Below are 22,567 nucleotides of genomic sequence, written 5' to 3'. Positions count from 1 at the left end.
GGCGAGACGACTCCTCCGGCGCATCCGGTCCGGACAGCCCGATGGGCCCTGCTCCGATGAAGAGCTGCGGCGAGTATCGATAAACATCGCCGATGGTTCAGAGAATCTCTCAAGAAAAGTGCAAAAAGCCTGAAACGTAATTTTAAGGCAATACAATATAAAATAATATTATGCCTTTTCCCGGCCCGTTTGACGGGCGATCCACGGGGAACGAGAGAGAAATGGATGGCTACCGCCGGCTGAACCGGAAGTGCATCCTCTCGATGTACATCGGGCATGCCCTATCATATCTCATCCTCATCGCCGTCTTTGCCCTCGCGAGGATCTACGCGCAGGAAATCCTCGACCCATACACCGAGCCCGCTCTGTATGTCTTTATGGGGGTCCTCGCCATCGTCCTGGTCTACGTGGTGGTGGCCCCGCCGGTCTTCTACGCCCGGTACCGCTACCGGATCACCGCCGATCGGATCGACGTGCGCTCCGGTGTCCTCGTGCTGCGCCATATCCTGGTGCCGATCGAGAGGGTGCACCAGGTCGAGATCTCACGAGGCCCGATCAACAGCATCCTCGGCCTCGCGGAGGTCACGATAACCACCGCCGGAGGGGTGGCGACGCTCAATTATCTCGAAGTCGAAGAAGCGGAGCGGGTGGCCGAACTGCTGAACAGTCTGGTCGGAAGGATGCTCAAGGAGAGGATACCGGCGATCCCGGCGCAGATCGGGTCTCCGGGAGACTGATGCGGGGGATGAACGTGCCCGACGAGAGGATCCGGTGCCACCCGAGCGTTATAGTGGAGAAGTCGCTCTCCGCCACAGCCATCCTCGCGCTCAGCGTCGCGTGGTTTGGAGGGGCTGTCGTAGCGGCCATACTGGCGGCCGCCTTCGTCGCGCTGGTGCTCTTCAATTACTGGCAGTGGAGGAAGACGACCATCCGGTTCAACGAGACGGGCGTGGTGGTGGAGAGGGACACGCTGTTTAAGATGAAGAAAACCCTCCCCTACTCGAAGATCGCGTCGGTCAACATAACCCGGGGCATCATAAACAGGGTATTTAGGACATCGCGACTGCTCATAAACATCAACTCGGGCAGCAGTGCCACGGTCCCGGAAGCCGTCCTGACATTCCGGCAGGACATGGCGGAGAGGATACGGTCCGGGATGGGGCAGCGGCTGTATGATCAAGGTCCCGCCCCGGGCGAGGCTGAGGCGATTGGATCTCCGGCCACATTCTCCCCGATGGATGTGATCATACACGGTCTCTTCAGCGTCTCAACCTACCAGACGGTCTCCGGTTTTGCGTTCCTGGCTTATTCCGTCTATCAGTTACTCCCTTCCGCGGGAGCGGGGTTGGCAGCGGACGGTAAGGCGCTCATCTCTCTGCTGATGTTCTTTGTCGTCCTGCTGGCACCGTCGGTCTCGCTGATATTCCACTACTACAACTATCGGGTGTACCGCCGGGGCGATACGATATACCTGCAGCATGGGCTGATCCGGACCTACAGGACGTCGTTTGATGTCTCCAGGATCAACGCCATCCGGGTAAAACGAACTCTTGCGGCCCGGCTCATGCACCGGTCGTGCATCGAGGTGGAGGTGGTGGGGCTCGCGGCCGGGAGCGGGGAGAGCCTCCGCCCTGTCCTCTGCCTCTTAAAGGACGATGCGACGCAGCAGAGACTTCTGCGGGAACTGGTGCCGGAGTTTGTGTACGAGGCGGACCCGGAGAGGCAGCCGCCGGGGGCAAAGAGTGTGCTTTTGCTCCGGGCCGCCGTGGCCTCTCTGGCGCTCACTGCGGTGATGGCCTACCCATCGCTCTGGGTTTACCGCGAGACGGCAACCATGGGCGGGCTCGCCGGCTCCCTCCTCCCGCTCGCGCTGCCCCTCGCGACAGCGCTCGCCGTCCTCGTGATATTCTATGCAACCTCTGTCTCCTACAGGATCACCGGGTTTGATGCCGGTAGCGACCTCTTCACCTTCGTGAACGGCGCCGTCGACCGCGAGACCGTCGTCATGAACTACGACAGGGTGCAGATGGTCCGGATCACGAGAGGTCCGGTCGCCCGGCTCTTCGGCGTCGCCCGGGGGAGGGTATACCTTCTCTCCTCCACAGGAGGCACGAGCATCTCCTCAGGGTATTTCTCCGGGAGCCGGCTCGGTGTCATCGGGGAGACTGTGCTGGAGCGGATCGCGAGCGGGGAGTACGATTGGCGGAAGAACAGTATCTGAGTGAGGCGACAGGGGGCCGGTTCGAACCGGCATCGAGCGACATCGATTCTATCGTCGAGTCCGAGCCGATGACCGCGGTGGAGCACGCACGGGCTTACTTCGGGCTCGCCGAAGACCCGGTCCGGGCCTTCGGTCGCAAGATCGATCTCGTTGAACTCTCCACGGTAAGGAACCCGATCTTTCGCCAGGCGGTGGAGGAGACCGTGAGGGAAATTTATGCCGTCGCGTGAAGTGTGGAAGTAAATACCCTAAACTGGTGGTAAAAATGGATCTAGTGCAAAAACATCAGGGACGGTTATAAGAAAAATCAACCTGTGCTTCGGACTGTAATACTACCCCTACATCTTCTAAGGATGAGATAAAACATTCCCGGTGCTAAAGGGGAAGTTATATTTCTCCATTGCAGATATGACTAAAGAGCATATTTGAGGGGCGATTCGCATGGTGATCGACCACGAAGAAAACGAAGAGATTATTTTCCGGTTTATTTCAGAACTTGAAGATATTGGTAGTTTTGATGTATCAACTACTGTAGACGAAAGAAGAGAAATTGCCGGTTTTATTCTCAAAGTTATCGATGAGGATCTGGAAGAGACACTGGTTGAAGAGATAGATGCTTGGATCTGATGTTCATGACACACATGAATAAAACTAAGTTGTATGAAGCCACCTTTGAGAGATTGACAGCCTTAAAGTCTTATAAATTAATATCCGTTAAGAAACGCAAACTAAGAGTGACAGAAAGGGGATTTAACTTTCTCAAACATGATAACAAATGGTACTATCTTGGGAAGATTCTCTTAACTGATAAATATCGGCGTACACAACATCCCGATGTCTTTCTTGCCTGTTATGGGGAGTTTGTCACGTTACCATATGAAAGCAGAGCAAGTATAAAGAAGTTCATTTTGAGCGGAAGTGGAGATGAAGATGGGGATCTTTCAGAGGAGGATTTCACTACATACAGGGAGTTCATAACAAATGTTGCTAGAAGGTGTGGAAAGGCGGATAGTATCGTAGAAAGAGTTTGTAATCCGGCCTTGGGAAATACAATCGTTGGTACTATCGCCCCTATGGACTTGCCAGTTGAAGAGTTATCCCAGATCATTGCAGAATTTGATGCGCTTGAAGAGTTTTTCTTAACAAGTGACCCTATTAAGGCAGATCTTGATGTCAATTCTGAAGGAGTCAAAACGTTAGTCATAGAAAATATGTTAGAACTCCATTTAGAGGATGTAATTCGGCGGAATTTCCATCAACTGTTCCCAGACTTAGAGATCGTCGATAAGAACCAGCATTATCGTACAAGAGATGGCACCTATATTGACATCTTCTGTAAGCATAAGCAGGACGACAAATACACTGTCATTGAATTAAAAAGAGACAAATCGCCCTCCAGTGCGTTAATCCAACTATTAGACTATATGAATCAGATAATGAAGGAATTCAATACCGATAAAGTGACAGGAATCCTCGTATGCAAGGAAATGGATCGGCGAACTAGGTCTGCATTATGTGCGATCCAAAGTAACATGCCAAAAGGTAGTAGCATCTCTGCAATTGAGTTCAACTTAAAAATGGAATATAGTTGTATGTGATTGAAGGAGAGCACCAGACAACCAACTGCCTGTGACATAACCGTCCCATGAATGTGGGATTCGAGCACCATAGGTGTGAATTATAGAGACAGGGGAGGGGGCATACCCCCTCCCCGTCAGCCCCTCCCCCTGTGGCGATATCCCCACGGTCCACTGTATCAGGGTTCGTAGATCGAGCCGGACTGGATGCCAACGTTCGATCATTGAGGGAACAAAGCAGAGCAGTTAACACATCAAGAGCGCACCGTAGAGGGCGCGTTTTCTCTATGATCCCAAGGGTTCCGGTTAGCTTGGAAATGCTAAAATGAGGTTTTAGAGATCGGACCCTCACGCCCTCTCTTCCAGGCGGACCTTCAGCCCCTCGTTGTCGACCTCTGTCGCTATCGCAACCCGGAGCCCCGCCTTTGCGAGGATCTCCGTCACTTCCTCCTCCGGCCGGCCGCTGATGACCGCGATCGAGGGGCCGACCGAACTCATCCCGACGAACTCGAGGCCGGCATCCCGGAGCGCCGCCATGTAGCGGTAGATCTCAAACCCGTGGTGCTCCACCTCGGCGCGCTTTGAGCCGCGGAACTCGATCTCCCAGATGACATCACCGATCGTTGCCAGATCGTTTCGTTCCAGCGCCGGGATGAGGTCCATCAGGATGAGATAGGACTTCAGGGCGCGGTCGCGGTAGTCGAGGGTCCGTGCCTTGTTCATCAGGAGATCGAACTCTATCTCCCCCGCTGACGAAATATCGGAGGTCGGGATGGCGATATAGACTTTTTTGTCCTCGGCAAACGCATGCCGGTAGATGAGCGTCAGTTCATCGCCCATCACCGCCATGCCGCCGTAGGTGCTCGCGGCCGGGCCGACACCGGTCTCGAACCCGAACGCGACGTTCCCGATCTCCGTCTCCTCGACATAGTTGCTGCCGATGAGGATCCGGAGCTGGTCGCGGTTCAACGGCGAGCCCACGGCGATATTGAGGGCGTTCGCGACGGCGACCAGGATGGTGCTCGTCGACCCGAGCCCCACGTGCTCATACTGGTGGTCCCGCGCACGGATCTTAAAACCGCCCTCATAGCCGACGACCTGCCGGAAGACTTCCACAAAATGCCGGAGGATCGGCTCACGAGCATAGTCGATCTCGATACCTGACTGCGTGCACTCGACCTCGGCGGTGCAGTAGACCCCGATCGCAAAGCCGATCCCGCCGCCTCCCGGGCGTTCCGGGGAGAACCGGTTCATGTCAAGCACGGTGAGGTGGATCCGCGCCGGAGCGCGGACGACGACGGTGCCGGAGACCGGCGTGAGCGGGTAGTCCTTCTGGAGACCGCACGGCCGGATATGCTCGCCGGGAGCGAAGGAGGTGAACTCGTACTCGACGAGGTCCAGATCCCCTCCCCGGATCTTCATGATAGGCATGCTGCTGTTAGGGTGCGCGGTCAAAGAAGATATTCTTTCCAGATGCCCGGAGCGGGATGCCGTAGGCAACACCGCAGCCCTCCAGCCACCCGAGCGCGAGCGCACCGACACCGACCGAGTACATGACCCGGTTATCGACGTTGTGGATGCTTGCGGTCTTTGTCGCGGAACCGATGGCGATCCCGAGGTCTGTCATCCGAACAGCGCAGTTCGGGCCGCAAAACGGAGTGGCCGGCCGCTGCCGTTGCGCATCGAGCATCTCTGCGCACGTGGCGTAGCCGCACGCGCCGCAGTCGAGGCCTGCGGCGTCGTCCAAAAGCGAGCCGATGAGGAGGCAGGCGTCGCTTGCCGCGACGTTGCCTGCGTCCCTGATGAAGAACCCGGCGTTGTGCCGCTCCCCGAACTCCCGCATCGCCCCCGCAAGCACGTTTCGCTCCTCGCCGGTGATGATCATCGTCCGGATCACATCGATCCCCCGTGCCTTCGGGGCAGTGCGCGCAGAGAGCGCCATCAGCCGGGCGACCGTCTCTACGGCGTCTGAATCAGAGAACATACGGATACGTGGGACCGACTCGATATAAGGGTATGCCCGGCATCGATACCTTTTTCCCGGAAGTCGGCTGAATGACGGGGTTGCCATGGCACCGGAGAAGCATACCGAGAAGGCTACGTTCGGCGCGGGGTGTTTCTGGGGCGTCGAGGAGACGTTCCGGCACGTGCCCGGCGTCGTGGATACGGCGGTGGGATTCATGGGCGGCACCCTCACAAACCCGACCTACCGCGATGTCTGTACCGGGAGGACCGGGCACGCGGAGGTCGTCCAGGTAACCTACGACCCCGACGAGGTCTCCTACCGCGACCTCCTCACAGTCTTCTGGAACGTCCACGACCCGACGACGCGCAACCGCCAGGGCCCCGATATCGGGGCGCAGTACCGGTCGGTGATCTTCTACCACACCCCGGAGCAGGAGAAGGAGGCACGGGCCTCAAAGGAGGAGATAGGGCGCTCGGGCAGGTTCCGGGCCCCCATCGTCACCGCGGTCGAGCCTGCCGGGACGTTCTGGCGGGCCGAGGAGTACCACCAGCAGTACTTCGCGAAACAGGGCGGTGGGCACTGCCGGGTTGTATAGCAGCAAAAAAGAGAGACTGCTGGTAAAGGGGGGTTCCCCTCACTTCACCGACTCTTTCATCTTGTCGACGACGTCCTGAAAGAAGCCTTTGCTCTTCTTCGCGGAGGGTTTCTTTCCCTCCATCTCGAGCAGGCGTCCGTAGATCTCCCGCTCCTCCTCCGTCAGGCGCGTGGGGACGACGATCCGCACCCGGACAAGCATATCGCCGGGCTTCGTCTGCCAGCGCACGCCTTCGCCCGGGATCTTTAACCCGGTGTTGTACTGCACCCCGGCCGGGATATCCAGGACGACGGTCCGCCCGTCGATCGTCTGCACCTCGACCTCGGAGCCCAGTGCCGCCTGGGCCGGGGTGATATCGACGGTCGTCTCCAGGTCGTCGCCCCGGCGGGTGAACGACCTGTGCGGCGCAACACTGATCTCGATGTAGAGGTCCCCGCTCGGCGCACCGTACTCCCCGGCGTCGCCGTAGCCCTCCATCCGGAGGCGCATCCCCGTATCCACCCCCGGCGGGACCCGGACCTTCACGGTCTGCCGGGCACGCCGGTGCCCGCTTCCGCCACAGGCCTTGCACCGGGACTCGGGCATCTTCCCCCGCCCGCCGCAGGCGGTGCAGGGGGTCATCCGGACGAAACTCCCGAAGATGGACTGGCTCATCTGCCGCATCTGCCCGCTGCCGCCGCAGGTCGGGCAGGTGGTGAACTTCTTCGTCTCGCTCCCCGACCCGTCGCACGCGGGGCAGGGCTCGACATGGTCGACAGCGATCTCCTTCTCCGTCCCGAACGCCGCCTCCTCAAGCGTGATACGCATCCGCATCAGGAGGTCGGCGCCGGGGCGGGGGCCGGCGCTCTGCCTTCCCCCGCCGCCGAAGAACGTATCGAAGATATCCCCGAACCCCGAGAAGTCGGCGCTGAATCCCCCGGAGTATCCGCCGCCGGCGTACGAACCGCGGGACGCGTTGCTGTAGGCGTCGTGCCCCATCTGGTCGTACTGGGCGCGTTTCTGGGCGTCGGAGAGGACGCTGTAGGCCTCGTTGATCTTCTTGAACCGCTCCTCGGCCCCCGGCTCCTTGCAGACGTCGGGGTGGTATTTTCGTGCCAGGTCCCGGTACGCTTTCCTGATCTCCTTCTCGTCGGCGTCACGCGAGACGCCGAGGGTATCGTAGTAGCTGTCCGGACCCATTGACCTCACTCTTTGACTTCGTAATCGGCATCAACGACGGTATCATCCTTCTTTGTGGCACCTTCCGCCTTCTGCTCCTGGGCGGCGGCCTGCGCCTGCTGGTACATCTTGGTCGTGACGGCATATACCGCTTCGGTCAGGACGTCCATCTTCTGCTTGATGGCATCAAGGTCGTCACCTTCAAGAGCCTTCTTCAGGTCGGCGATCGCGCTCTCGATCTTCTCTTTGTCCGCGGCGTCGATCGTCTCCTTCGCTTCCTTTAAGGCACGCTCGGCAGTGAAGACAGCAGTATCGGCGGCGTTTCTGAGATCGATCTCCTCGCGCTTCTTCTGGTCCTCCGCCTCGAACTTCTTTGCGTCGTCCATCATCCGCTGGATCTCTGCTTCCGATGGCCGGGAGTCCTGCGGCTTGATGGTGATCGACTGCTCGTTTCCGGTGCCGAGGTCCTTTGCCGAGACGTGGACGATGCCGTTTGCATCGATATCGAACGTGACCTCGATCTGCGGGATGCCCCGGGGTGCCGGCGGGATGCCGGTGAGCTGGAACCGCCCGAGCGTGAAGTTGTCCTTCGCGAGCGCCCGCTCGCCCTGCATCACGTGGATCTCGACGGAGGTCTGGCCGTCGGCCGCGGTCGAGAAGACCTGGCTCTTCCTTGTGGGGATGGTGGTGTTCCGCTCAATCAGCTTCGTCGCGATGCCGCCGAGCGTCTCGATCCCGAGCGAGAGCGGGGTCACGTCAAGCAGCAGGACGTCCTTCGTCTCGCCCGTCAGGACGCCGGCCTGGATGGCTGCGCCGAGGGCGACGCACTCATCGGGGTTGATGCCTTTGTCGGGCTCCTTCTTGAGGATCTTCTTCACGGTCTCCTGCACGAGCGGCACCCGGGTCGACCCGCCCACAAGGAGGACGTGGTCGATATCGTCGGCGCTCAGTTTGGCGTCGGCGAGCGCCTGCTTCACCGGCCCGAGGGTCGAGTCGACGAGATCGGCGATGAGCTGCTCGAACTTCGCGCGGGTAAGGTCGATGTCCAGGAACTTCGGTCCGCTCTCCGTCGTGGTGATGTAGGGGAGGTTGATGTTGGTCTTCTGGACGGTGGAGAGTTCGATCTTTGCGTTCTCGGCCGCATCGCGCAGCCGCTGCATGGCGACCGGGTCTTTCTTCAGGTCGGCGCCCTCCTTCTTCCGGAACTCCTCGGCCAGGTAGTCGACGACCAGTTTGTCGAAGTCGTCGCCGCCGAGACGGTTGTTCCCGGCGGTCGACTTGACCTCGAAGACGCCGTCGCCGAGCTGGAGGATCGAGACATCGAACGTCCCGCCGCCGAGGTCGTAGACGAGCACCGTGGACTCGCCTTCCTTCTCGATGCCGTAGGCGAGCGCGCTTGCGGTCGGTTCGTTGATGATCCGGAGCACTTCAAGACCGGCGATCGTCCCCGCGTCCTTCGTCGCCTGCCGTTGAGCGTCGTTGAAGTAGGCGGGCACCGTGATGACGGCCTTCGTGATCTTCTCGCCCAGGTACTCCTCCGCGTCCAGTTTCAGTTTCTGGAGGATCATGGCGGAGATCTCCTGCGGCGTGTAACTCTTCTCCCCGATGGTGACCTTCTCGCTCGTGCCCATCTTCCTCTTGATCGACTGGATGGTGCGGCTCGGGTTCGTGATCGCCTGCCGCTTTGCGACGGTGCCGACCAGCCGCTCGCCTTCCTTGGTGAAGGCCACGACGGACGGGGTGGTCCTGCCGCCTTCGGCGTTGGCGATGACGGTCGCCCGCCCGCCTTCCATGATTGCCATGCACGAGTTGGTTGTTCCGAGATCGATGCCAAGGACTTTCTCTGAAACCATTGTTTATTCCTCCAATCCTCTAGATACTACGACTTTCGAGCATCTGATGACCTTATCCTGCATACAATACCCGCGAATGACCTCATCGATCACGGTCCCTTCCTCCGCCTCCGAAGGAACGTAGGCGACAGCCTCGTGCCGTTCGGGGTCGAAAGGAAGGTTCCGGCACTCGATGGGGATGATGCCGTGCCGCTCAAGGATGGTCGCGAAGAGTTTCCTGATCTGCTTCATTCCCTCCTTGAGGCCTGCACTGTCGGCCTTCTCCGCCCGCTCAAAGTTGTCCACGACGTCGAGCAACTCCACCGCAAATTCCTCGATGGCGAATGTTGTACGGGCGTCGAGTTCCCGGGCCATCCGCTTCCGGTAGTTGTCGAAATCGGCTGCAAGGCGGAGATGGCGGCTGTTCAAGTCGTCATACGCCTTCTGCAACTCTTCAAGCGCCGGAGATGCTGCATCCGCTGGTTCAGCGAGATTCTGTTGCTTCTCGTTTAGTTCGGATGTATTCTCCTTCATACGCCTAACCTGCTTCAGAATGATGTAATGTATTGGTTTGAATATATTGTAATGTGGTTCTATATATTGTTAGCGGATGAGGCAGGCATCCGGATTCTATAACTGGTCGGTTTGTCGATCGGCCGCTCTTTCGCCAGTATTCTCCCGCCGATATGCTGCTCCCCGGGAGGGTGGTAGCCTTTCCTCCGGCCGTATTGCGTCCCGTCTCCTTCTCACAGAGCACAGCCGGGAGAAACACGGCCGGTTTTGCGGGCGGCGCCAAATATATATTTCCCTATCCCGCTCACGTGTACCCATGAAGTGGGCACTGCTGTCTGTCTGGGATAAAGCAGGCATCGTCGATCTTGCAAAGGTGCTCGTTGAGCACGATTATCAACTCCTGAGTTCCGGAGGCACCGGGGCGGCGCTCGCGGAGGCCGGGGTCCCGTTCACGGATGTCTCCACCTACACGGGCTCGCCCGAGATGATGCACGGGCGGGTCAAGACCCTCCACCCGAAGATCCATGGGGGTATCCTCGGGCGCCGCGGCATCGACGACGCCGTGATGCAGGAGCACGGGATCGAGCCGATCGATCTCGTCGTGGTGAACCTCTATCCCTTCGAGGCGATGAAGGACGCGGGGCTCGGCGTCGATGAGATCATCGAGTATATCGATATCGGCGGTCCGGCAATGGTGCGGGCGGCGGCGAAGAACCATAAGTTCGTCGCGGTCGTGGTGGACCCGGCCGATTACGGGACGGTTGCGGATGCCGTCCGGCGGGGCGGGTTCTCGGCCGAAGAGCGGCTGAACCTCGCCGCAAAGGCTTTTGCCCGGACGGCGGCCTACGACGGCGCGATCACGAACTACCTCACCGGGATCGACCGGCCGTTCCCCGACGTCCTCACCCTCCAGTTCCGGGGGGGGAGGACGCTTCGCTACGGCGAGAACCCCCACCAGGCGGCGGCGGTCTACGGTGACGCGGGTATCGCCGGCGAGCAGCCGCTTCAGGGCAAGCAGATGTCCTACAACAACTACCTCGACGTCCATGCCGCGGTCGGCCTCCTTCGTGAGTTCGAGGAGTGTGCCGTCGTCATCGTCAAGCACAACAACCCCTGCGGGGTCGCGACCGGGGAGGGGCTTCTTGAGACCTACATCGCCGCCCGCGATGTCGACCCGGTCTCGGCCTACGGGTCGATTGTTGCCATGAACCGTGAGGTCGGGGCAGACGTCGCCCGCGAACTCACGGGGACCTTCGTCGAGGTCGTCGTCGCCCCGTCCTACACGCCCGAAGCGCTTGAGATCATGAAGGCCAAGGAGAACATGCGGGTCCTCCGGCTGCCCGAGCTGGTGGTGCAGGACGAGGTCCGGAGCATTGACGGTGGCGTCCTTGTCCAGCGGACGGGGGCCTACCGCGAGGACTGGCGGGTCGTGACCGAGCGGGAGCCCACCGCCCACGAGTTGCAGGCGATGCACCTCGCCCTGAAGGTCTGCAAGCACACGAAGAGCAACGCCATCATCTTCGCGAACGAGAAGGCGGTCATCGGGATCGGCGCCGGGCAGATGAACCGGGTTGAGTCCGCGGAGATCGCGGTCAGGAAGGCCCGCAGTCCCCTCGCCGGCTCGGCGGTCGCCTCGGACGCCTTCCTCCCCTTCCCCGACACCCTGGAGGTTGCGGCGGCGGCGGGCGCGACGGCCCTTGTTCAGCCCGGCGGCTCCATACGGGATCAGGAGGTCATCGAGGCGGCAAACCGGCTCAACGTCGCGATGGTCTTCACCGGGGTGCGGCACTTCCGGCACTGAGAGGCCGGCCGGAGATCTCTTTGTTTTCGGCTTTGTTGAACCCCCACCCGTTTGTTCCAGATGACCGCGCTCCGGGGTACGGCTTTCCATCGGGTATCGCCATGACTGCCCCCGCCCCCGGGGCGGGGAACGACTGCTGGAGCAGCAGGAGTTGGAGCACCGCAGGTGCGACTGAGGAGCGCGAAGCGCGGGCGGGGTGGGGCCTGAGATATGCGGATCTTCGCGCGACAGGGGAGGGGGAGACCCCCTCCCCGTCAAGCCCCACCCCCAATGGTGATAGCCACCACGGTCCATGGCATGCAGAGATGCCCGAGAAAAAAAAGTCGTCCCGGGGACAAGCCGGGTCCGGCACCAGCCTTATCAAGATAGGGAGGAAGACCAGAATTGGGGTTCAACAGAGCCTTTTTCTCGTAAAACCGCATTCCAGCAGGGTCTCTGCCATGAAGATCGAAGAGATCCGGGAGAATAAGAGACGGTTTCTCGACCTGCTCCTCGAAGGGGACGAGCAGGAATCCATGATCGAGACCTACCTCTTTCGCGGGGATATGTTTGTTCTCTATGACCGGGATCCGGTGAGTGTCTGCGTGGTGACGGACGAAGGCAACGGCGTTTATGAACTGAAGAACATCGCCACATACGAGGAGTTTCGGGGACAGGGCTACGGCAGGCGGCTTATCGAGTACCTCTTCGAGCACTACAGGGGCAGGTGCCGCGCCATGATCGTCGGCACGGGAGACTGTCCCCGGATCCTCCGGTTCTACGAGCGTTGCGGGTTTCGGATCTCTCACCGCGTCGAGAACTTCTTTATCGACCATTATGACCACCCGATCTTCGACTGCGGCGAACATCTCGTCGATATGGTCTACCTGAGAAAGGAGTTTTGACCCTCCGGGATTCTGTCAAACCCCTGTTCGGGTGCCGGTAAACAGTCTGAACGGTGAGCCGGCTCAAGATGCGGCGGTTCAAATACATTTATACGCCTCACCGTCACTCCACGGCCGAAGGTGGTATCATATGGACTACGGCAGTCTCATCTCCCGGTCGCTTGGTTACACAAAAGACGCCCTCTGGGGCGAATGGTGGCGGTGGGTGCTCCTGGTCATCCTCTCGCTCGTCCAGGTCTTCACGCTCTTTCTGGTCCCGCTCTATAACGGCTACATCGTCAGGGTGCTCTCCGGCCGGCGGCCCGCCCCGGACGTGAACCAGTGGGGCAGGCTCTTTCTTGACGGGTGGAAGTTGAACATCATCACCCTGATTTACCTGATCCCGGTCATCCTGGTCCTGGCCGTCTTCGGGGGGATTGCGGCCATCTCCGCTATTGCGGCAAGGGGGCTGGACAACCCCGACGTGTGGGCATCGGCCGTCGCTACCGCTGTCACCGGGATCGTGATCGCGAGCATCATCTGGATCATCATATCGTTCATATCCATGTTTGCCATCGTGCGGTTCGCCCACACGGGGAGTTTCCTCCAGGCGTTCAGCTTCGGGGCGATCGCAAGGCACATCGGGCGGATCGGGTGGGGGGCCTGGATTCTCGCGCTCATCATCCTCGTGCTCATTGGCCTCGTGTATGCGGTCTTGAACGGGCTCATCGCCTCGATACCCATCCTCGGCTGGATCATCAACCTCTTCCTCGGGGTGGCCTACGGCATCTTCCACGCCCGCTACCTTGTCGAGGCCTACGAGAGCGCCCCGGCGCCGGGGTGATGCGGGGATCCTGCATTCATGTGCAATGCTCTGGGTTCAATCGAATGTGTTGAACCCGGATAGACGGGTTATCCAACAACGATCGCTCTGTTTCAGCAAAAGTGAGACCCGAGCAGAGAACTCAAAGCAACATTTTTATACTAAACTGCGTCAAAGTAAATCGTAGGTGATATACCTATGGATTATGGAAACATGCTGGGCGATTCGTTCAGCTATGCAAAAGACGCTGTCTGGGGCAAGTGGGGCCGATGGATCCTGCTCGTCATCAGCACGATCATATTCCCGCTCATCATGGGATACATGGTCCGCATTTACAGCGGCGTAAAGCCCGCTCCCGAGACGGATAACTGGGTCGGGATGTTCATTGACGGCCTGAAACTCCTCATCATCGGTTTCATCTACGCCATCCCGGTCTTCATCATTATGGCCATCTTCGTCATACCGGCGGCTATGGTGGGAGAAGGGGACCCCATGCTCGCCCTCGGGTCGATCGGCCTTGGACTCATCATCACGTTCATCGTTGCGATCATCCTCTCGCTCATCTCGGCGATCGGTATGATCCGGTTCGCACAGAAGGACAGCATGGGTCAGGCGTTCGCCTTCGGCGCCATCCTCGAGCACATCGGGAAGATTGGCTGGGGGAGTTACATCGTCGCCCTCATCATCCTCTGGATTGTCGGGCTTGTCTTTGGTGTCATCACGACCATCCTGAGCGCGATCCCGATCATCGGCTGGCTGATCATGCTCTTCCTCTACCCCGTCTGGATCATCTTCGCGGCACGGTACATGACGCAGATCTACGAGAGCGCTCCGGCGCCGGCTTAAAACCCCATTTTCCTTTTGCGGCCGGGATCGCCCCGGCAAGGACCGAATGCCGGCCCGTGCCGGGCCGGCACCGTTGCCGGACCAGAGTATATATACGCTGCGGCGCTCCGGATCATCGCCAAGGAATTTTCACGAAGATCTGCCGGTTTATACGAATTATTTCGCTCATTTTCAAGAGATGTTTAACCCGATTGAGCTAATTGTATCAATACATTTATATCCGGTTTTCTCACATTTACTCGTAGGTGATACACCTATGGACTACGGTACTGTAATCTCCAGGTCATTCGAGTATACCAAGGATGCCCTGGTAGGAAAATGGATGCAGTGGGTCATCCTGGCCGTCCTGTCACTCGTGCAGGGGCTCACGCTCTCGCTGATCCCGCTCCTCAACGGCTACATCGTGCGGGTGCTCGCGGGAAAGACGCCGGCCCCCGAGATCGACGACTGGGTCGGGCTCTTCGTTGACGGGTGGAAGATGAACATCATCACGCTGGTCTACATGATCCCGGCGATCCTGGTCTTCCTGATCTTCGGCGGACTCGGCGCAATCGGCATGCTCGCAAGCGAAGCAGCCGGCGGCGACCCCGCGGCGATGGGCGCTGCAGTGCTGAGCCTCATCGGGGGCTTCCTGCTTGCAGGGATCGTCGCGATCGTCCTCGCGTTCATCGCCCTGTTTGCCCTGCTGCGCTTTGCCCGCACGGGCAGCCTCGGTGAGGCGTTCCATTTCAGCGCGATCTTCGAACACATCGGCAGGCTCGGCTGGGGAACCTGGATCATCGCGGTCATCGTCCTCCTCATCATCGCGCTCGTCTATGGGTTCGTGGTCGGCATCATCAGCTCGATACCGATCCTCGGCTGGATCATCGTGCTCTTCCTCAATGCGGCGTTTGCCATCTTCTACGCCCGCTACTTCGCCCAGGTCTACGAGGAAGCACCCGCTCCCGCGTAAATCGAAATACCCCTTTCTTTTTTGCAGGACTCTTTGCGGCAATCTTACCCGTTCGCTCCCCAGGGGGCGTGAACTCTCGGGAACTCGCCGGTTATCAGCACAACTTCTGGATCCGGGCCCGGTGGATCGCATGAACAAAGCAGCGTGTTTATCACCTCAAACCGGAGATTTCTACCACAACATACGGTGATACTCATGGATTACATCCAATACCTCAATGAGTCCTTCGACTACACGAAAGAGGCCCTCTGGGGCAGGTGGGTCCGCTGGCTCCTCCTGATCATCGCCTCGATCGTCTTCCCGCTCATCTACGGCTACAGTGTACGGGTCATGAGCGGTGCAAAACCCGCTCCCGAACCCGAGGGCTGGATCGGGCTCTTTATCGACGGTATTAAACTGATCGTTATCACGATCGTCTACTCGATCCCGCTCATGGTCCTCACGCTCCTTCCCTTTGCGCTGTACTTCATTCCCGTCTCATCGACGGTGACCCCGGCGGGAACGAGCTCCAGCGGGCTCCTCAGCCCGGAGCTGGCCATCTTCGTAGCGCTCGCCTTCTTCATCATCTTCATCCTCGCCGCCATCGTTGTCGGCATCCTCTCGACGTTTGCGATGGTCCGGTTCGCCCGGACGGGGAAGATGGGTGAGGCCTTCAGGCTCAGGACCCTCCTTGCGCACATTGGAAGGGTCGGGTGGCTTGACGTCTTCGTCGCCCTCCTCATCATGGGTATCGTGATCACGGTCGTGCAGGTCGTCCTGATGTTCATCCCGCTCATCGGCTGGCTCCTCGTCTTCCTCCTCTCGCCGGCGTTCATCATCTTCGCCTCCCGCTACATCGCCCTCGTCTATGAGAGCGCCCCGGCGCCGGCATAACCTCCCTCTCCCTTTTTTGCCGCCCCGGTTGCCCAACCTTTAAGTAACGCCGCCGCCAACTATCTCTCGGTGTAACCCACTATGAGTGATCGTTTTATTTGGTGAATTGCCACGCTTTTTTGACACTACCTTACGGGACGGCGAACAGACACCGGGTGTCTCTCTCGCGCCGGACGCAAAACTTGAGATTGCAACGCATCTTTCCGACGTCGGCGTCCACGTCATCGAAGCCGGCTCCGCCGCCGCCTCCGCAGGAGAGCGCGAGTCCATCCGCGCCATCGCTGACGCCGGGCTTGCTGCCGAGACCTGCACCTACGTCCGTGCCCTTCCCGGGGATATCGACCTCGCCGCCGATGCCGGTGCCGACTCCGTCCACCTCGTCGTCCCGGTGAGCGACCTCCACATCAGCAAGAAGCTCCGTAAGACTCGCGACGAGGTCTCTGAGATGGCCTGGAGTGCCGTTGAGTACGCGAAGAGCCGCGGGCTGATTGTGGAATTATCCGGGGAGGACGCGTCCCGCGCCGACCAGGCGTTCCTCGCGGAGGTCTTCCGGGAAGGAGTCGAGCGGGGAGCCGACCGGCTCTGCTTCTGCGACACCGTCGGGCTCCTCACGCCCGAGCGGGCGGCAGAGATCATACCGCCGCTCCTCTTCGCCCCGTTCTCCATCCACTGCCACGACGACCTGGGGTTCGCGCTCGCAAACACCGTCGCCGCCCTCCGGGCGGGGGCATCCTGTGCCCACGTCACCGTCAACGGTCTCGGGGAGCGGGCGGGAAACACGGGGCTTGAGGAACTCGTGATGGCGCTCGAGGTCCTCTACGGGAAGAAGACCGGGATCCGGACCGAGGAACTCTACCCCCTCTCGACCCACGTCGCCCGGCTGACCGGGGTGCCGCTTGCGACCAACAAGCCGATCGTCGGCGAGATGGCCTTCACCCACGAAAGCGGCATCCACGCCCACGGGGTGATGCGAGATGCGAGCACCTACGAACCGCTCCAGCCGGAACGGGTGGGACGGAAGCGCCGGATCGTCCTCGGCAAACACTCCGGGTCGGCGGCGGTCGAAGCCGCTCTCCACGACATGGGGTATGCCCCGGACGCGGCGCAACTTGCCGAGATCGTCGCTCGGATCAAGCAGGTCGGGGATGCCGGGGTGCGGGTCACCGACGCCGACATCATGGCGATCGCCGATACGGTGATGGAGATCGAGTTCACCCCGTGCATCGAACTGCGCCAGTTCACCATCGTCTCGGGGAGCAACGCGATGCCGACCGCCTCGGTGACGATGCTCGTCCGTGGCGACGAGATCACCGGTGCCGCAGTCGGGACCGGGCCGGTGGACGCGGCGATCCGCGCGCTCCAGCGATCGGTCGCGGACGTCGGGAGCGTAAGGCTCGATGAATACCGCGTGGATGCCATAACCGGCGGCACGGACGCCGTCGTTGACGTCTCGGTCAAACTCAGCAGGGACGGGAAGACCGTAACCTCGCGGGGCGCCCGGACCGACATCATCATGGCAAGCGTCGAAGCAGTTATCGCAGGGATGAACAGACTACTCAGTGAAGAGCATGAAGACCGGAGCCAGGACTCTGATTGAAGCGCTGCAGCGAGAAGGGGTGGATACCATCTTCGGCTACCCCGGCGGCGTGGTGTTGCCGATCTACGATGAACTCTACGATTCATCGATCCGGCATATTCTGGTAAGGCATGAGCAGGCAGCGGCGCACGCGGCCGACGGCTACGCGCGTGCGAGCGGCCGCGTAGGGGTATGCCTTGCCACCTCCGGCCCCGGCGCGTGTAACCTGGTCACGGGGATCGCGACGGCCTACATGGACTCTATCCCCGTCGTGGCGCTCACCGGCCAGGTGCCGACCGGCCTCCTCGGGAACGACGCGTTCCAGGAGTCGGACATCACCGGGATCACGATGCCGGTGACGAAACACAACTACCTGGTCAAAGATGCCAACGATCTCGACCGTGCTGTCCAGGAGGCGTTCTACATCGCCCGGACCGGCCGGCCCGGCCCGGTGCTGATCGATCTCCCCAAAGACGTCAGCACGAGTGAGGTGAGGAGCACAAAGCCTCTCGCGGAGACCGTCTCCCTCCGGGGCTACCAGCCCACCTACCAGGGGCATGTCCGCCAGATCGATAAGGCGCTCGACCTGATCGCGAGAGCAGAGCGCCCGCTCATCTACGCCGGCGGGGGTGTGGTCCTCTCGGGGGCCTCGGCCGAACTCCTTGAGTTTGCAGAGACCGCCGCCATCCCCGTGACGACGACCCTGATGGGCCTCGGCGCCGTCCCCGGCGACCACCCGCTCAACCTCGGGATGCTCGGGATGCACGGCACCCAGTCCGCGAACTACGCCGTCACGGAGTGCGACCTCCTTCTCGCCGTCGGCGTCCGGTTCGATGACAGAGTCACCGGGAAGATCGAGACCTTCGCTCCGAACGCCGCGGTCGTCCACATCGATATCGACCCGGCCGAGATCGGGAAGAACAAGAAGGTCGACGTCCCGATCGTGGGCGACGTCAAAGCGGTTCTCCAGGCGCTTCTACGGCGGATGCAGAAGCATGGCCAGACGGCGAACTGGATTGCCCGAACGAACGCCTGGAAGGCGCAGTATCCGCTCCGCTACCGCGACGACGGCTGCCTCCGCCCGCAGTACGTCATCCAGGAGCTCTCCGACGTCCTGAAAGGGGAGGGGATCATCGTGAGCGAGGTGGGCCAGAACCAGATGTGGACCGCGCTCTACTACTGCTTCAAGAAGCCGCGGACCTGGATCACCTCCGGCGGTCTCGGGACGATGGGTTACGGGTTCCCGGCGGCCATCGGCGCCCATTTCGCCCGGCCGGACCTCCCGGTCGTCGACGTCGCCGGTGACGGAAGCTTCCAGATGAACATTCAGGAGCTCGGGACGGTGGCGCAGTACCATATCCCCGTGAAGGTCGTGATCTTAAACAACATGTACCTCGGCATGGTGCGGCAGTGGCAGGAACTCTTCTACGACCGCCGCTACTCCTACACGGAGCTCCCGCCGGTGGACTTCGTCAAGATTGCGAACGCCTACGGGGTCGAAGGGATCCGGGTCGAGGAGAAAGACGGCGTCCGGGAGGCGATCGAGACCGCGCTCGCCACCGACGGGCCGTTCGTCCTCGACTTCAGGGTCGAGCGGGAGGAGAACGTCTTTCCGATGGTCCCTGCCGGTGCTGCGATCAACGAGATGATCGGGGTGCGTCAGGGATGAAGCCGCATACGCTGAGCGTCCTGGTCGAGAACCGGGCGGGTGTCTTGAGCCGGGTCGCCGGCATGTTCTCGCGCCGGGGGTTCAACATCGAGAGCCTCGCCGTCGGGACCTGCGAGGAGCCGAACATGAGCCGGATCACGATCGTCGTGAACGGCGACGACGGCATCGTCGAGCAGGTGATGAAGCAGACCAACAAACTCATCGACGTCATCAAGGTATCGGACCTGACGGAGCGCGAGAGCGTGGAGCGGGAACTCGCCCTCATCAAGGTGGCTGCCGAATCCGGCACCTCCCGCGCTGAGATCCTCCAGATCGCTGATATCTTCCGGGCGCAGGTCGTGGATGTCGGGTCAAAGACGCTGGTCCTCCAGGTGACCGGAGATACGTCAAAGATCGACGCGCTCGAGAAACTCCTGCGCCAGTACGGCATCAAGGAACTCGTCCGCACGGGTAAGATTGCCCTCCTCCGCGGGGCAAAGACCGTGAAGAGTTCCAAATAACATTTTTTGGTGTGGCCGGTTCGACCATCCATCGGGATGATCTCCCCGTCCCGAACGATCGTGTTATATGTTAGCATGCCACATACTAACACAGCATGTTATTCGGGTTACCTTTCCATACGGGAATGATCGTGGGCGGTGCGATCCTCGTTGTCATCGTATTGCTCACCCTCTGGGGGCTCCATTTCAGGGAGGCCGCTTGAATGGCGGACCTCGCAACGCTCGCCGTGATCGTGCTCTACTTTGTCGTCCTCATCGGCATCGGGAGCTGGGCCTCTAAGAAGATCAAGAACACCGAGGACTATATCCTCGCGGGGAGATCGCTCGGGTTCTGGGTCTTCACAATCCTGATCGTCTGCTCCATCTGCAGCGGCATGAGCCTCCTCGGTGTCAGCGGGTTCGGCTACACCTCAGGCTGGCCCGGGATATGGGAGCAGGTCTTCGTCCCGCTCGCGGCCTCGTTCTGCATCATCTTCTTCGGGGTGAAACTCCACACCCTCGGCCAGGAGCGGGGCTACCTGACCATTCAGGATTACCTCGCGGACCGGTTCGAGAGCCCGCGGGCGGTCCGGGCGCTCGCCGCGGTCTCAGGCATCGTCGTCTCCCTGATCTACCTCGTCGGGCAGTACGCCGCGATCAGTATCGTGCTCGTCTGGCTCTTCGGTATCCCGCACTGGCAGGCGCTCCTCATCTCCGGGGTCATCATCACCGCCTACACGGTCGTCGGGGGGCTCTACGCCGTATCGTGGACGGGCCTCTTCCAGGGCGGGATCCTGATCCTCGGCGTCCTCCTGATGGCCCCGCCGGTCATCGCGAGCGCCGGCGGGATCGCCCACATCAATACCGTGCTTGCCGGGGTCGACCCGAACTTCGTCGAGCCCTGGTTCCCGACTGCCTATGCCTCGTACGCCTACACGACGCCGGAGTTCCTCTTCTCGTTCGGGATCCTCCTTATGGTCGGCCTCGCCTGCGCACCGCACGTCGTCAGCAACGTCCTGGCGGTGAAGGAGAAACGTTACTTCAAGTGGGCGCCGCTCGTCGCGTTCCTGATCTACGCGGTCGTGATGTTCCTCGTGAAGTTCACCGGGTTTGCCGTGCGATCGCTCGTTGAGGAGGGGACGCTGGTGCTCCCGCAGGCCGTGAACGCCCAGGACTTCGCCTTCATCGCCGGCGTCGAGTACGCGATGCCGAACGTGGCGCTCTGGGCGCTCTTTGCGGTCATCGTCCTTGCGGCGGTGATGTCGACGACCGACCGGCTGATGCTCACCGTCGGCACCTCGTTCGCGTGGGATGTCTACAAGAACATCCTCCGCCCCTCGGCGACCGACAGAGAGGTCCTCCTCGTCTCGAAGGTCACGATCGTCCTCGGTGCCGGCGGCACGCTCCTCCTTGCCATCAATCCGCCGCCGATGCTCGCCTGGCTGATCTGGATGGGTATCGGGGTGATGCTCGCGACGTTCGCGGTCCCGCTGCTTGCCGGGCTCTACTGGCGCGGCGCGACGGGACAGGGAGCGATCGCGAGCATGGCGGTGGGGCTCGTCTCGGCCGCGGCCTTCGGCTACTGGCACCAGTTCGTGGCAAAACTCCCGATGCACTTCAGCCTCTACGCACTCGTGCTCTCGATCCTCGCCCTGGTCGTCGTCAGCCTCATGACCGCCCGGAACAGCGAGACCACGCTTGACAGCACCCGGACCGGCTGGTTCATCCAGTCCCGCGCCCTCCCCTCGCAGGCGGGCAGCCCGGGAGAGACCTGGTTCGTCGATAAGGACACGCCCCGCCGGGAGTGACGGGGAGCGCTCCCATCTCCTTTTTTCGCACTCCTGCATGGGACCGTATGGCGTATGCGCCACGTTGAGAGCGATCACGGTTCGCCCGCCCGTCTTCGCAAAGTCCATATTCCATATGAGCAGACACGTTGGTTGCTGACCCAACCGGTGGACAGCCGGTGTGCAGGCCCCGGCAGAGATCGGATCGTTTGAGGTTGTCATGAAGACCGTCATCTACTATTTCACCGGCACCGGCAATTCCCTTGCCGCTGCAAAGAAGGTTGCCGGATCCCTCGGGGACACCGAGCTCGTCCCGATAGCGGCGTTCCGGAATGCCACAGGCGAGATCCGCCCGGACGCCGAACGGATCGGTATCGTCTGCCCGGTCTACTTCTCCGGCCTCCCGGCAATGGTAGAATCGTTTGCGGAGCGTCTCGACCTGGCTCTGGCAGACTACGTCTTCTCGGTCGTCACGCACGGGGGAGGCGGAGGCTCTGCGGCTCTCCGGCAGCTCGATGGAGTCCTTGGGGAGCGGGGCGGAAGGGGGCTCGACGCCGGGTTTGCGGTCAGGATGCCGGGCAACTACATCCTGATGTACGGGTCGCCCGCGGGGGAGAAGCGGGACCGGCTGCTTGCCGCGGCGGGCGCGGAGCTCGAGGCTATCGCGGGCCGGATCCGCCAGGGCGAGAGGGTGAAACTCCCGAACTCGCCGGTCGCACGGCTCGTCAAGGCCATCATGTATCCCCGGTTCCGCTCCCGGGTTCACGGGGACGACCGCAAGTTTACGGTCAGCGAAGCGTGCACGTCCTGCGGCACCTGTGCGAGCATCTGCCCGGCAGGGAACATCGAGATAATCGACGGCCGGCCGGTCTGGAATCACCGCTGCGAACTCTGCTGCGGGTGCATCCACCTCTGCCCGGCGGAGGCGATCCAGGCTGGAAAGCGTACAGAAGGAAGGCAGCGCTACCGGCACCCTGACCTCACGATCGTGGATTGGAGGCGCAGCGGGGAAGATGAGCTCCGCGAGTGAGGTTTG

22 protein-coding genes are annotated in these 22,567 nt (G+C 60.9%); 17 read left to right on the top strand and 5 right to left on the bottom strand.

Features of this window, described 5'->3' with window-relative positions; translation table 11 throughout:
• The first annotated feature begins 221 nt into the window (after window positions 1-221).
• From QZ650_RS02865 to QZ650_RS02845, 5 genes are all read left to right on the top strand, one after another.
• Complete coding sequence (locus QZ650_RS02865) at window positions 222-737, top strand: PH domain-containing protein (protein ID WP_292517982.1); 516 nt, start codon at window positions 222-224, stop codon at window positions 735-737.
• Complete coding sequence (locus QZ650_RS02860) at window positions 737-2,221, top strand: PH domain-containing protein (RefSeq protein WP_292517983.1); 1,485 nt, start codon at window positions 737-739, stop codon at window positions 2,219-2,221. The genes QZ650_RS02865 and QZ650_RS02860 overlap by 1 nt, the downstream gene beginning before the upstream one ends.
• Window positions 2,200-2,451, top strand: coding sequence for a hypothetical protein (locus tag QZ650_RS02855; RefSeq protein ID WP_292517985.1), 252 nt, complete (start codon window positions 2,200-2,202; stop codon window positions 2,449-2,451). Before QZ650_RS02860 ends, QZ650_RS02855 begins: the two co-directional genes overlap by 22 nt.
• 211 nt (window positions 2,452-2,662) lie before the next feature.
• Window positions 2,663-2,848 carry a hypothetical protein gene (locus QZ650_RS02850; protein ID WP_292517987.1) on the top strand — a complete coding sequence of 62 codons (186 nt, stop codon included), beginning with the start codon at window positions 2,663-2,665 and terminating at the stop codon, window positions 2,846-2,848.
• A 107-nt stretch (window positions 2,849-2,955) separates the two neighbouring features.
• A complete protein-coding gene (locus QZ650_RS02845) occupies window positions 2,956-3,819 on the top strand; it encodes an endonuclease NucS domain-containing protein (protein WP_292517989.1) in 864 nt (287 codons plus the stop codon).
• A 327-nt stretch (window positions 3,820-4,146) separates the two neighbouring features.
• On the opposite strand, the gene QZ650_RS02840 is transcribed toward QZ650_RS02845, so the two are convergent.
• On the bottom strand, window positions 4,147-5,229 hold the full coding sequence (locus tag QZ650_RS02840) for a GHMP kinase (RefSeq protein WP_292517990.1): 1,083 nt from the start codon (window positions 5,227-5,229) through the stop codon (window positions 4,147-4,149).
• 7 nt (window positions 5,230-5,236) lie between these two features.
• The gene (locus tag QZ650_RS02835) at window positions 5,237-5,782 is read right to left on the bottom strand and encodes a ferredoxin domain-containing protein (protein WP_292517992.1); all 546 of its coding nucleotides are present in this window, start codon (window positions 5,780-5,782) and stop codon (window positions 5,237-5,239) included.
• Window positions 5,783-5,867: 85 nt separating this feature from the next.
• Between QZ650_RS02835 and msrA the strand changes: the two genes are divergently transcribed.
• Complete coding sequence (gene msrA / locus QZ650_RS02830; protein WP_292517994.1) at window positions 5,868-6,359, top strand: peptide-methionine (S)-S-oxide reductase MsrA; 492 nt, start codon at window positions 5,868-5,870, stop codon at window positions 6,357-6,359.
• Between the two features lie 39 nt (window positions 6,360-6,398).
• Here the strand turns inward: msrA and dnaJ are convergent, their stop codons facing one another.
• Genes dnaJ through QZ650_RS02815 form a run of 3 tightly spaced genes read right to left on the bottom strand, consistent with a single transcriptional unit; the run spans window position 6,399 to window position 9,883 of the window.
• Window positions 6,399-7,538, bottom strand: coding sequence for a molecular chaperone DnaJ (gene dnaJ, locus QZ650_RS02825; RefSeq protein WP_292517996.1), 1,140 nt, complete (start codon window positions 7,536-7,538; stop codon window positions 6,399-6,401).
• Window positions 7,539-7,543: 5 nt separating this feature from the next.
• Window positions 7,544-9,370, bottom strand: coding sequence for a molecular chaperone DnaK (gene dnaK / locus QZ650_RS02820; protein ID WP_292517998.1), 1,827 nt, complete (start codon window positions 9,368-9,370; stop codon window positions 7,544-7,546).
• A gap of 3 nt (window positions 9,371-9,373) precedes the next feature.
• Window positions 9,374-9,883: a nucleotide exchange factor GrpE gene (locus tag QZ650_RS02815; RefSeq protein ID WP_292518000.1), complete on the bottom strand. Its 510-nt coding sequence runs from the start codon at window positions 9,881-9,883 to the stop codon at window positions 9,374-9,376.
• Between the two features lie 295 nt (window positions 9,884-10,178).
• Between QZ650_RS02815 and purH the strand changes: the two genes are divergently transcribed.
• The 11 genes from purH to QZ650_RS02760 all read left to right on the top strand — a co-directional run bounded on the left by purH (window position 10,179) and on the right by QZ650_RS02760 (window position 22,561).
• A complete protein-coding gene (gene purH / locus QZ650_RS02810; RefSeq protein ID WP_292518001.1) occupies window positions 10,179-11,663 on the top strand; it encodes a bifunctional phosphoribosylaminoimidazolecarboxamide formyltransferase/IMP cyclohydrolase in 1,485 nt (494 codons plus the stop codon).
• 440 nt (window positions 11,664-12,103) lie between these two features.
• Window positions 12,104-12,547, top strand: coding sequence for an N-acetyltransferase (locus tag QZ650_RS02805; protein WP_292518003.1), 444 nt, complete (start codon window positions 12,104-12,106; stop codon window positions 12,545-12,547).
• Between the two features lie 130 nt (window positions 12,548-12,677).
• Window positions 12,678-13,370, top strand: coding sequence for a DUF4013 domain-containing protein (locus QZ650_RS02800; protein WP_292518005.1), 693 nt, complete (start codon window positions 12,678-12,680; stop codon window positions 13,368-13,370).
• Window positions 13,371-13,547: 177 nt separating this feature from the next.
• Window positions 13,548-14,195: a DUF4013 domain-containing protein gene (locus tag QZ650_RS02795; protein ID WP_292518007.1), complete on the top strand. Its 648-nt coding sequence runs from the start codon at window positions 13,548-13,550 to the stop codon at window positions 14,193-14,195.
• Window positions 14,196-14,451: 256 nt separating this feature from the next.
• Complete coding sequence (locus QZ650_RS02790) at window positions 14,452-15,147, top strand: DUF4013 domain-containing protein (protein WP_292518009.1); 696 nt, start codon at window positions 14,452-14,454, stop codon at window positions 15,145-15,147.
• 195 nt (window positions 15,148-15,342) lie between these two features.
• Window positions 15,343-16,020 (top strand): DUF4013 domain-containing protein, encoded by a 678-nt coding sequence (locus QZ650_RS02785; RefSeq protein ID WP_292518011.1) that lies wholly within the window; start codon window positions 15,343-15,345, stop codon window positions 16,018-16,020.
• A gap of 85 nt (window positions 16,021-16,105) precedes the next feature.
• Window positions 16,106-17,617 carry a 2-isopropylmalate synthase gene (locus QZ650_RS02780; protein WP_292518013.1) on the top strand — a complete coding sequence of 504 codons (1,512 nt, stop codon included), beginning with the start codon at window positions 16,106-16,108 and terminating at the stop codon, window positions 17,615-17,617.
• A complete protein-coding gene (ilvB, locus tag QZ650_RS02775; RefSeq protein ID WP_292518090.1) occupies window positions 17,589-19,265 on the top strand; it encodes a biosynthetic-type acetolactate synthase large subunit in 1,677 nt (558 codons plus the stop codon). Before QZ650_RS02780 ends, ilvB begins: the two co-directional genes overlap by 29 nt.
• Complete coding sequence (ilvN, locus tag QZ650_RS02770) at window positions 19,262-19,765, top strand: acetolactate synthase small subunit (protein WP_292518015.1); 504 nt, start codon at window positions 19,262-19,264, stop codon at window positions 19,763-19,765. Before ilvB ends, ilvN begins: the two co-directional genes overlap by 4 nt.
• Before the next feature lie 203 nt (window positions 19,766-19,968).
• Window positions 19,969-21,552, top strand: a complete 1,584-nt coding sequence (locus tag QZ650_RS02765) for a sodium:solute symporter (RefSeq protein ID WP_292518017.1) — start codon at window positions 19,969-19,971, stop codon at window positions 21,550-21,552.
• 160 nt (window positions 21,553-21,712) lie between these two features.
• Window positions 21,713-22,561, top strand: coding sequence for an EFR1 family ferrodoxin (locus QZ650_RS02760; RefSeq protein WP_366829789.1), 849 nt, complete (start codon window positions 21,713-21,715; stop codon window positions 22,559-22,561).
• Window positions 22,562-22,567: the final 6 nt, after the last annotated feature.

This window comes from Methanoculleus sp. (genome assembly GCF_020696975.1).
Taxonomy (GTDB): Archaea; Halobacteriota; Methanomicrobia; order Methanomicrobiales; family Methanoculleaceae; genus Methanoculleus.
Note: the sequence above shows the minus strand (reverse complement) of the source record. Positions and strands in the feature narration are given on the sequence as shown.

What these genes read in the sequence shown, in the direction of transcription:
- QZ650_RS02835 (WP_292517992.1), bottom strand. Translation starts at nt 5,782, where the DNA reads ATGTTCTCTGATTCAGACGCCGTAGAGACGGTCGCCCGGCTGATGGCG.
- QZ650_RS02790 (WP_292518009.1), top strand. Translation starts at nt 14,452, where the DNA reads ATGGACTACGGTACTGTAATCTCCAGGTCATTCGAGTATACCAAGGAT.
- ilvN (WP_292518015.1), top strand. Translation starts at nt 19,262, where the DNA reads ATGAAGCCGCATACGCTGAGCGTCCTGGTCGAGAACCGGGCGGGTGTC.
- QZ650_RS02840 (WP_292517990.1), bottom strand. Translation starts at nt 5,229, where the DNA reads ATGCCTATCATGAAGATCCGGGGAGGGGATCTGGACCTCGTCGAGTAC.
- QZ650_RS02805 (WP_292518003.1), top strand. Translation starts at nt 12,104, where the DNA reads ATGAAGATCGAAGAGATCCGGGAGAATAAGAGACGGTTTCTCGACCTG.
- QZ650_RS02860 (WP_292517983.1), top strand. Translation starts at nt 737, where the DNA reads ATGCGGGGGATGAACGTGCCCGACGAGAGGATCCGGTGCCACCCGAGC.
- QZ650_RS02800 (WP_292518005.1), top strand. Translation starts at nt 12,678, where the DNA reads ATGGACTACGGCAGTCTCATCTCCCGGTCGCTTGGTTACACAAAAGAC.
- ilvB (WP_292518090.1), top strand. Translation starts at nt 17,589, where the DNA reads ATGAAGACCGGAGCCAGGACTCTGATTGAAGCGCTGCAGCGAGAAGGG.
- QZ650_RS02765 (WP_292518017.1), top strand. Translation starts at nt 19,969, where the DNA reads ATGGCGGACCTCGCAACGCTCGCCGTGATCGTGCTCTACTTTGTCGTC.
- purH (WP_292518001.1), top strand. Translation starts at nt 10,179, where the DNA reads ATGAAGTGGGCACTGCTGTCTGTCTGGGATAAAGCAGGCATCGTCGAT.
- QZ650_RS02785 (WP_292518011.1), top strand. Translation starts at nt 15,343, where the DNA reads ATGGATTACATCCAATACCTCAATGAGTCCTTCGACTACACGAAAGAG.
- dnaK (WP_292517998.1), bottom strand. Translation starts at nt 9,370, where the DNA reads ATGGTTTCAGAGAAAGTCCTTGGCATCGATCTCGGAACAACCAACTCG.
- QZ650_RS02795 (WP_292518007.1), top strand. Translation starts at nt 13,548, where the DNA reads ATGGATTATGGAAACATGCTGGGCGATTCGTTCAGCTATGCAAAAGAC.
- msrA (WP_292517994.1), top strand. Translation starts at nt 5,868, where the DNA reads ATGGCACCGGAGAAGCATACCGAGAAGGCTACGTTCGGCGCGGGGTGT.
- QZ650_RS02865 (WP_292517982.1), top strand. Translation starts at nt 222, where the DNA reads ATGGATGGCTACCGCCGGCTGAACCGGAAGTGCATCCTCTCGATGTAC.
- QZ650_RS02815 (WP_292518000.1), bottom strand. Translation starts at nt 9,883, where the DNA reads ATGAAGGAGAATACATCCGAACTAAACGAGAAGCAACAGAATCTCGCT.
- dnaJ (WP_292517996.1), bottom strand. Translation starts at nt 7,538, where the DNA reads ATGGGTCCGGACAGCTACTACGATACCCTCGGCGTCTCGCGTGACGCC.
- QZ650_RS02850 (WP_292517987.1), top strand. Translation starts at nt 2,663, where the DNA reads ATGGTGATCGACCACGAAGAAAACGAAGAGATTATTTTCCGGTTTATT.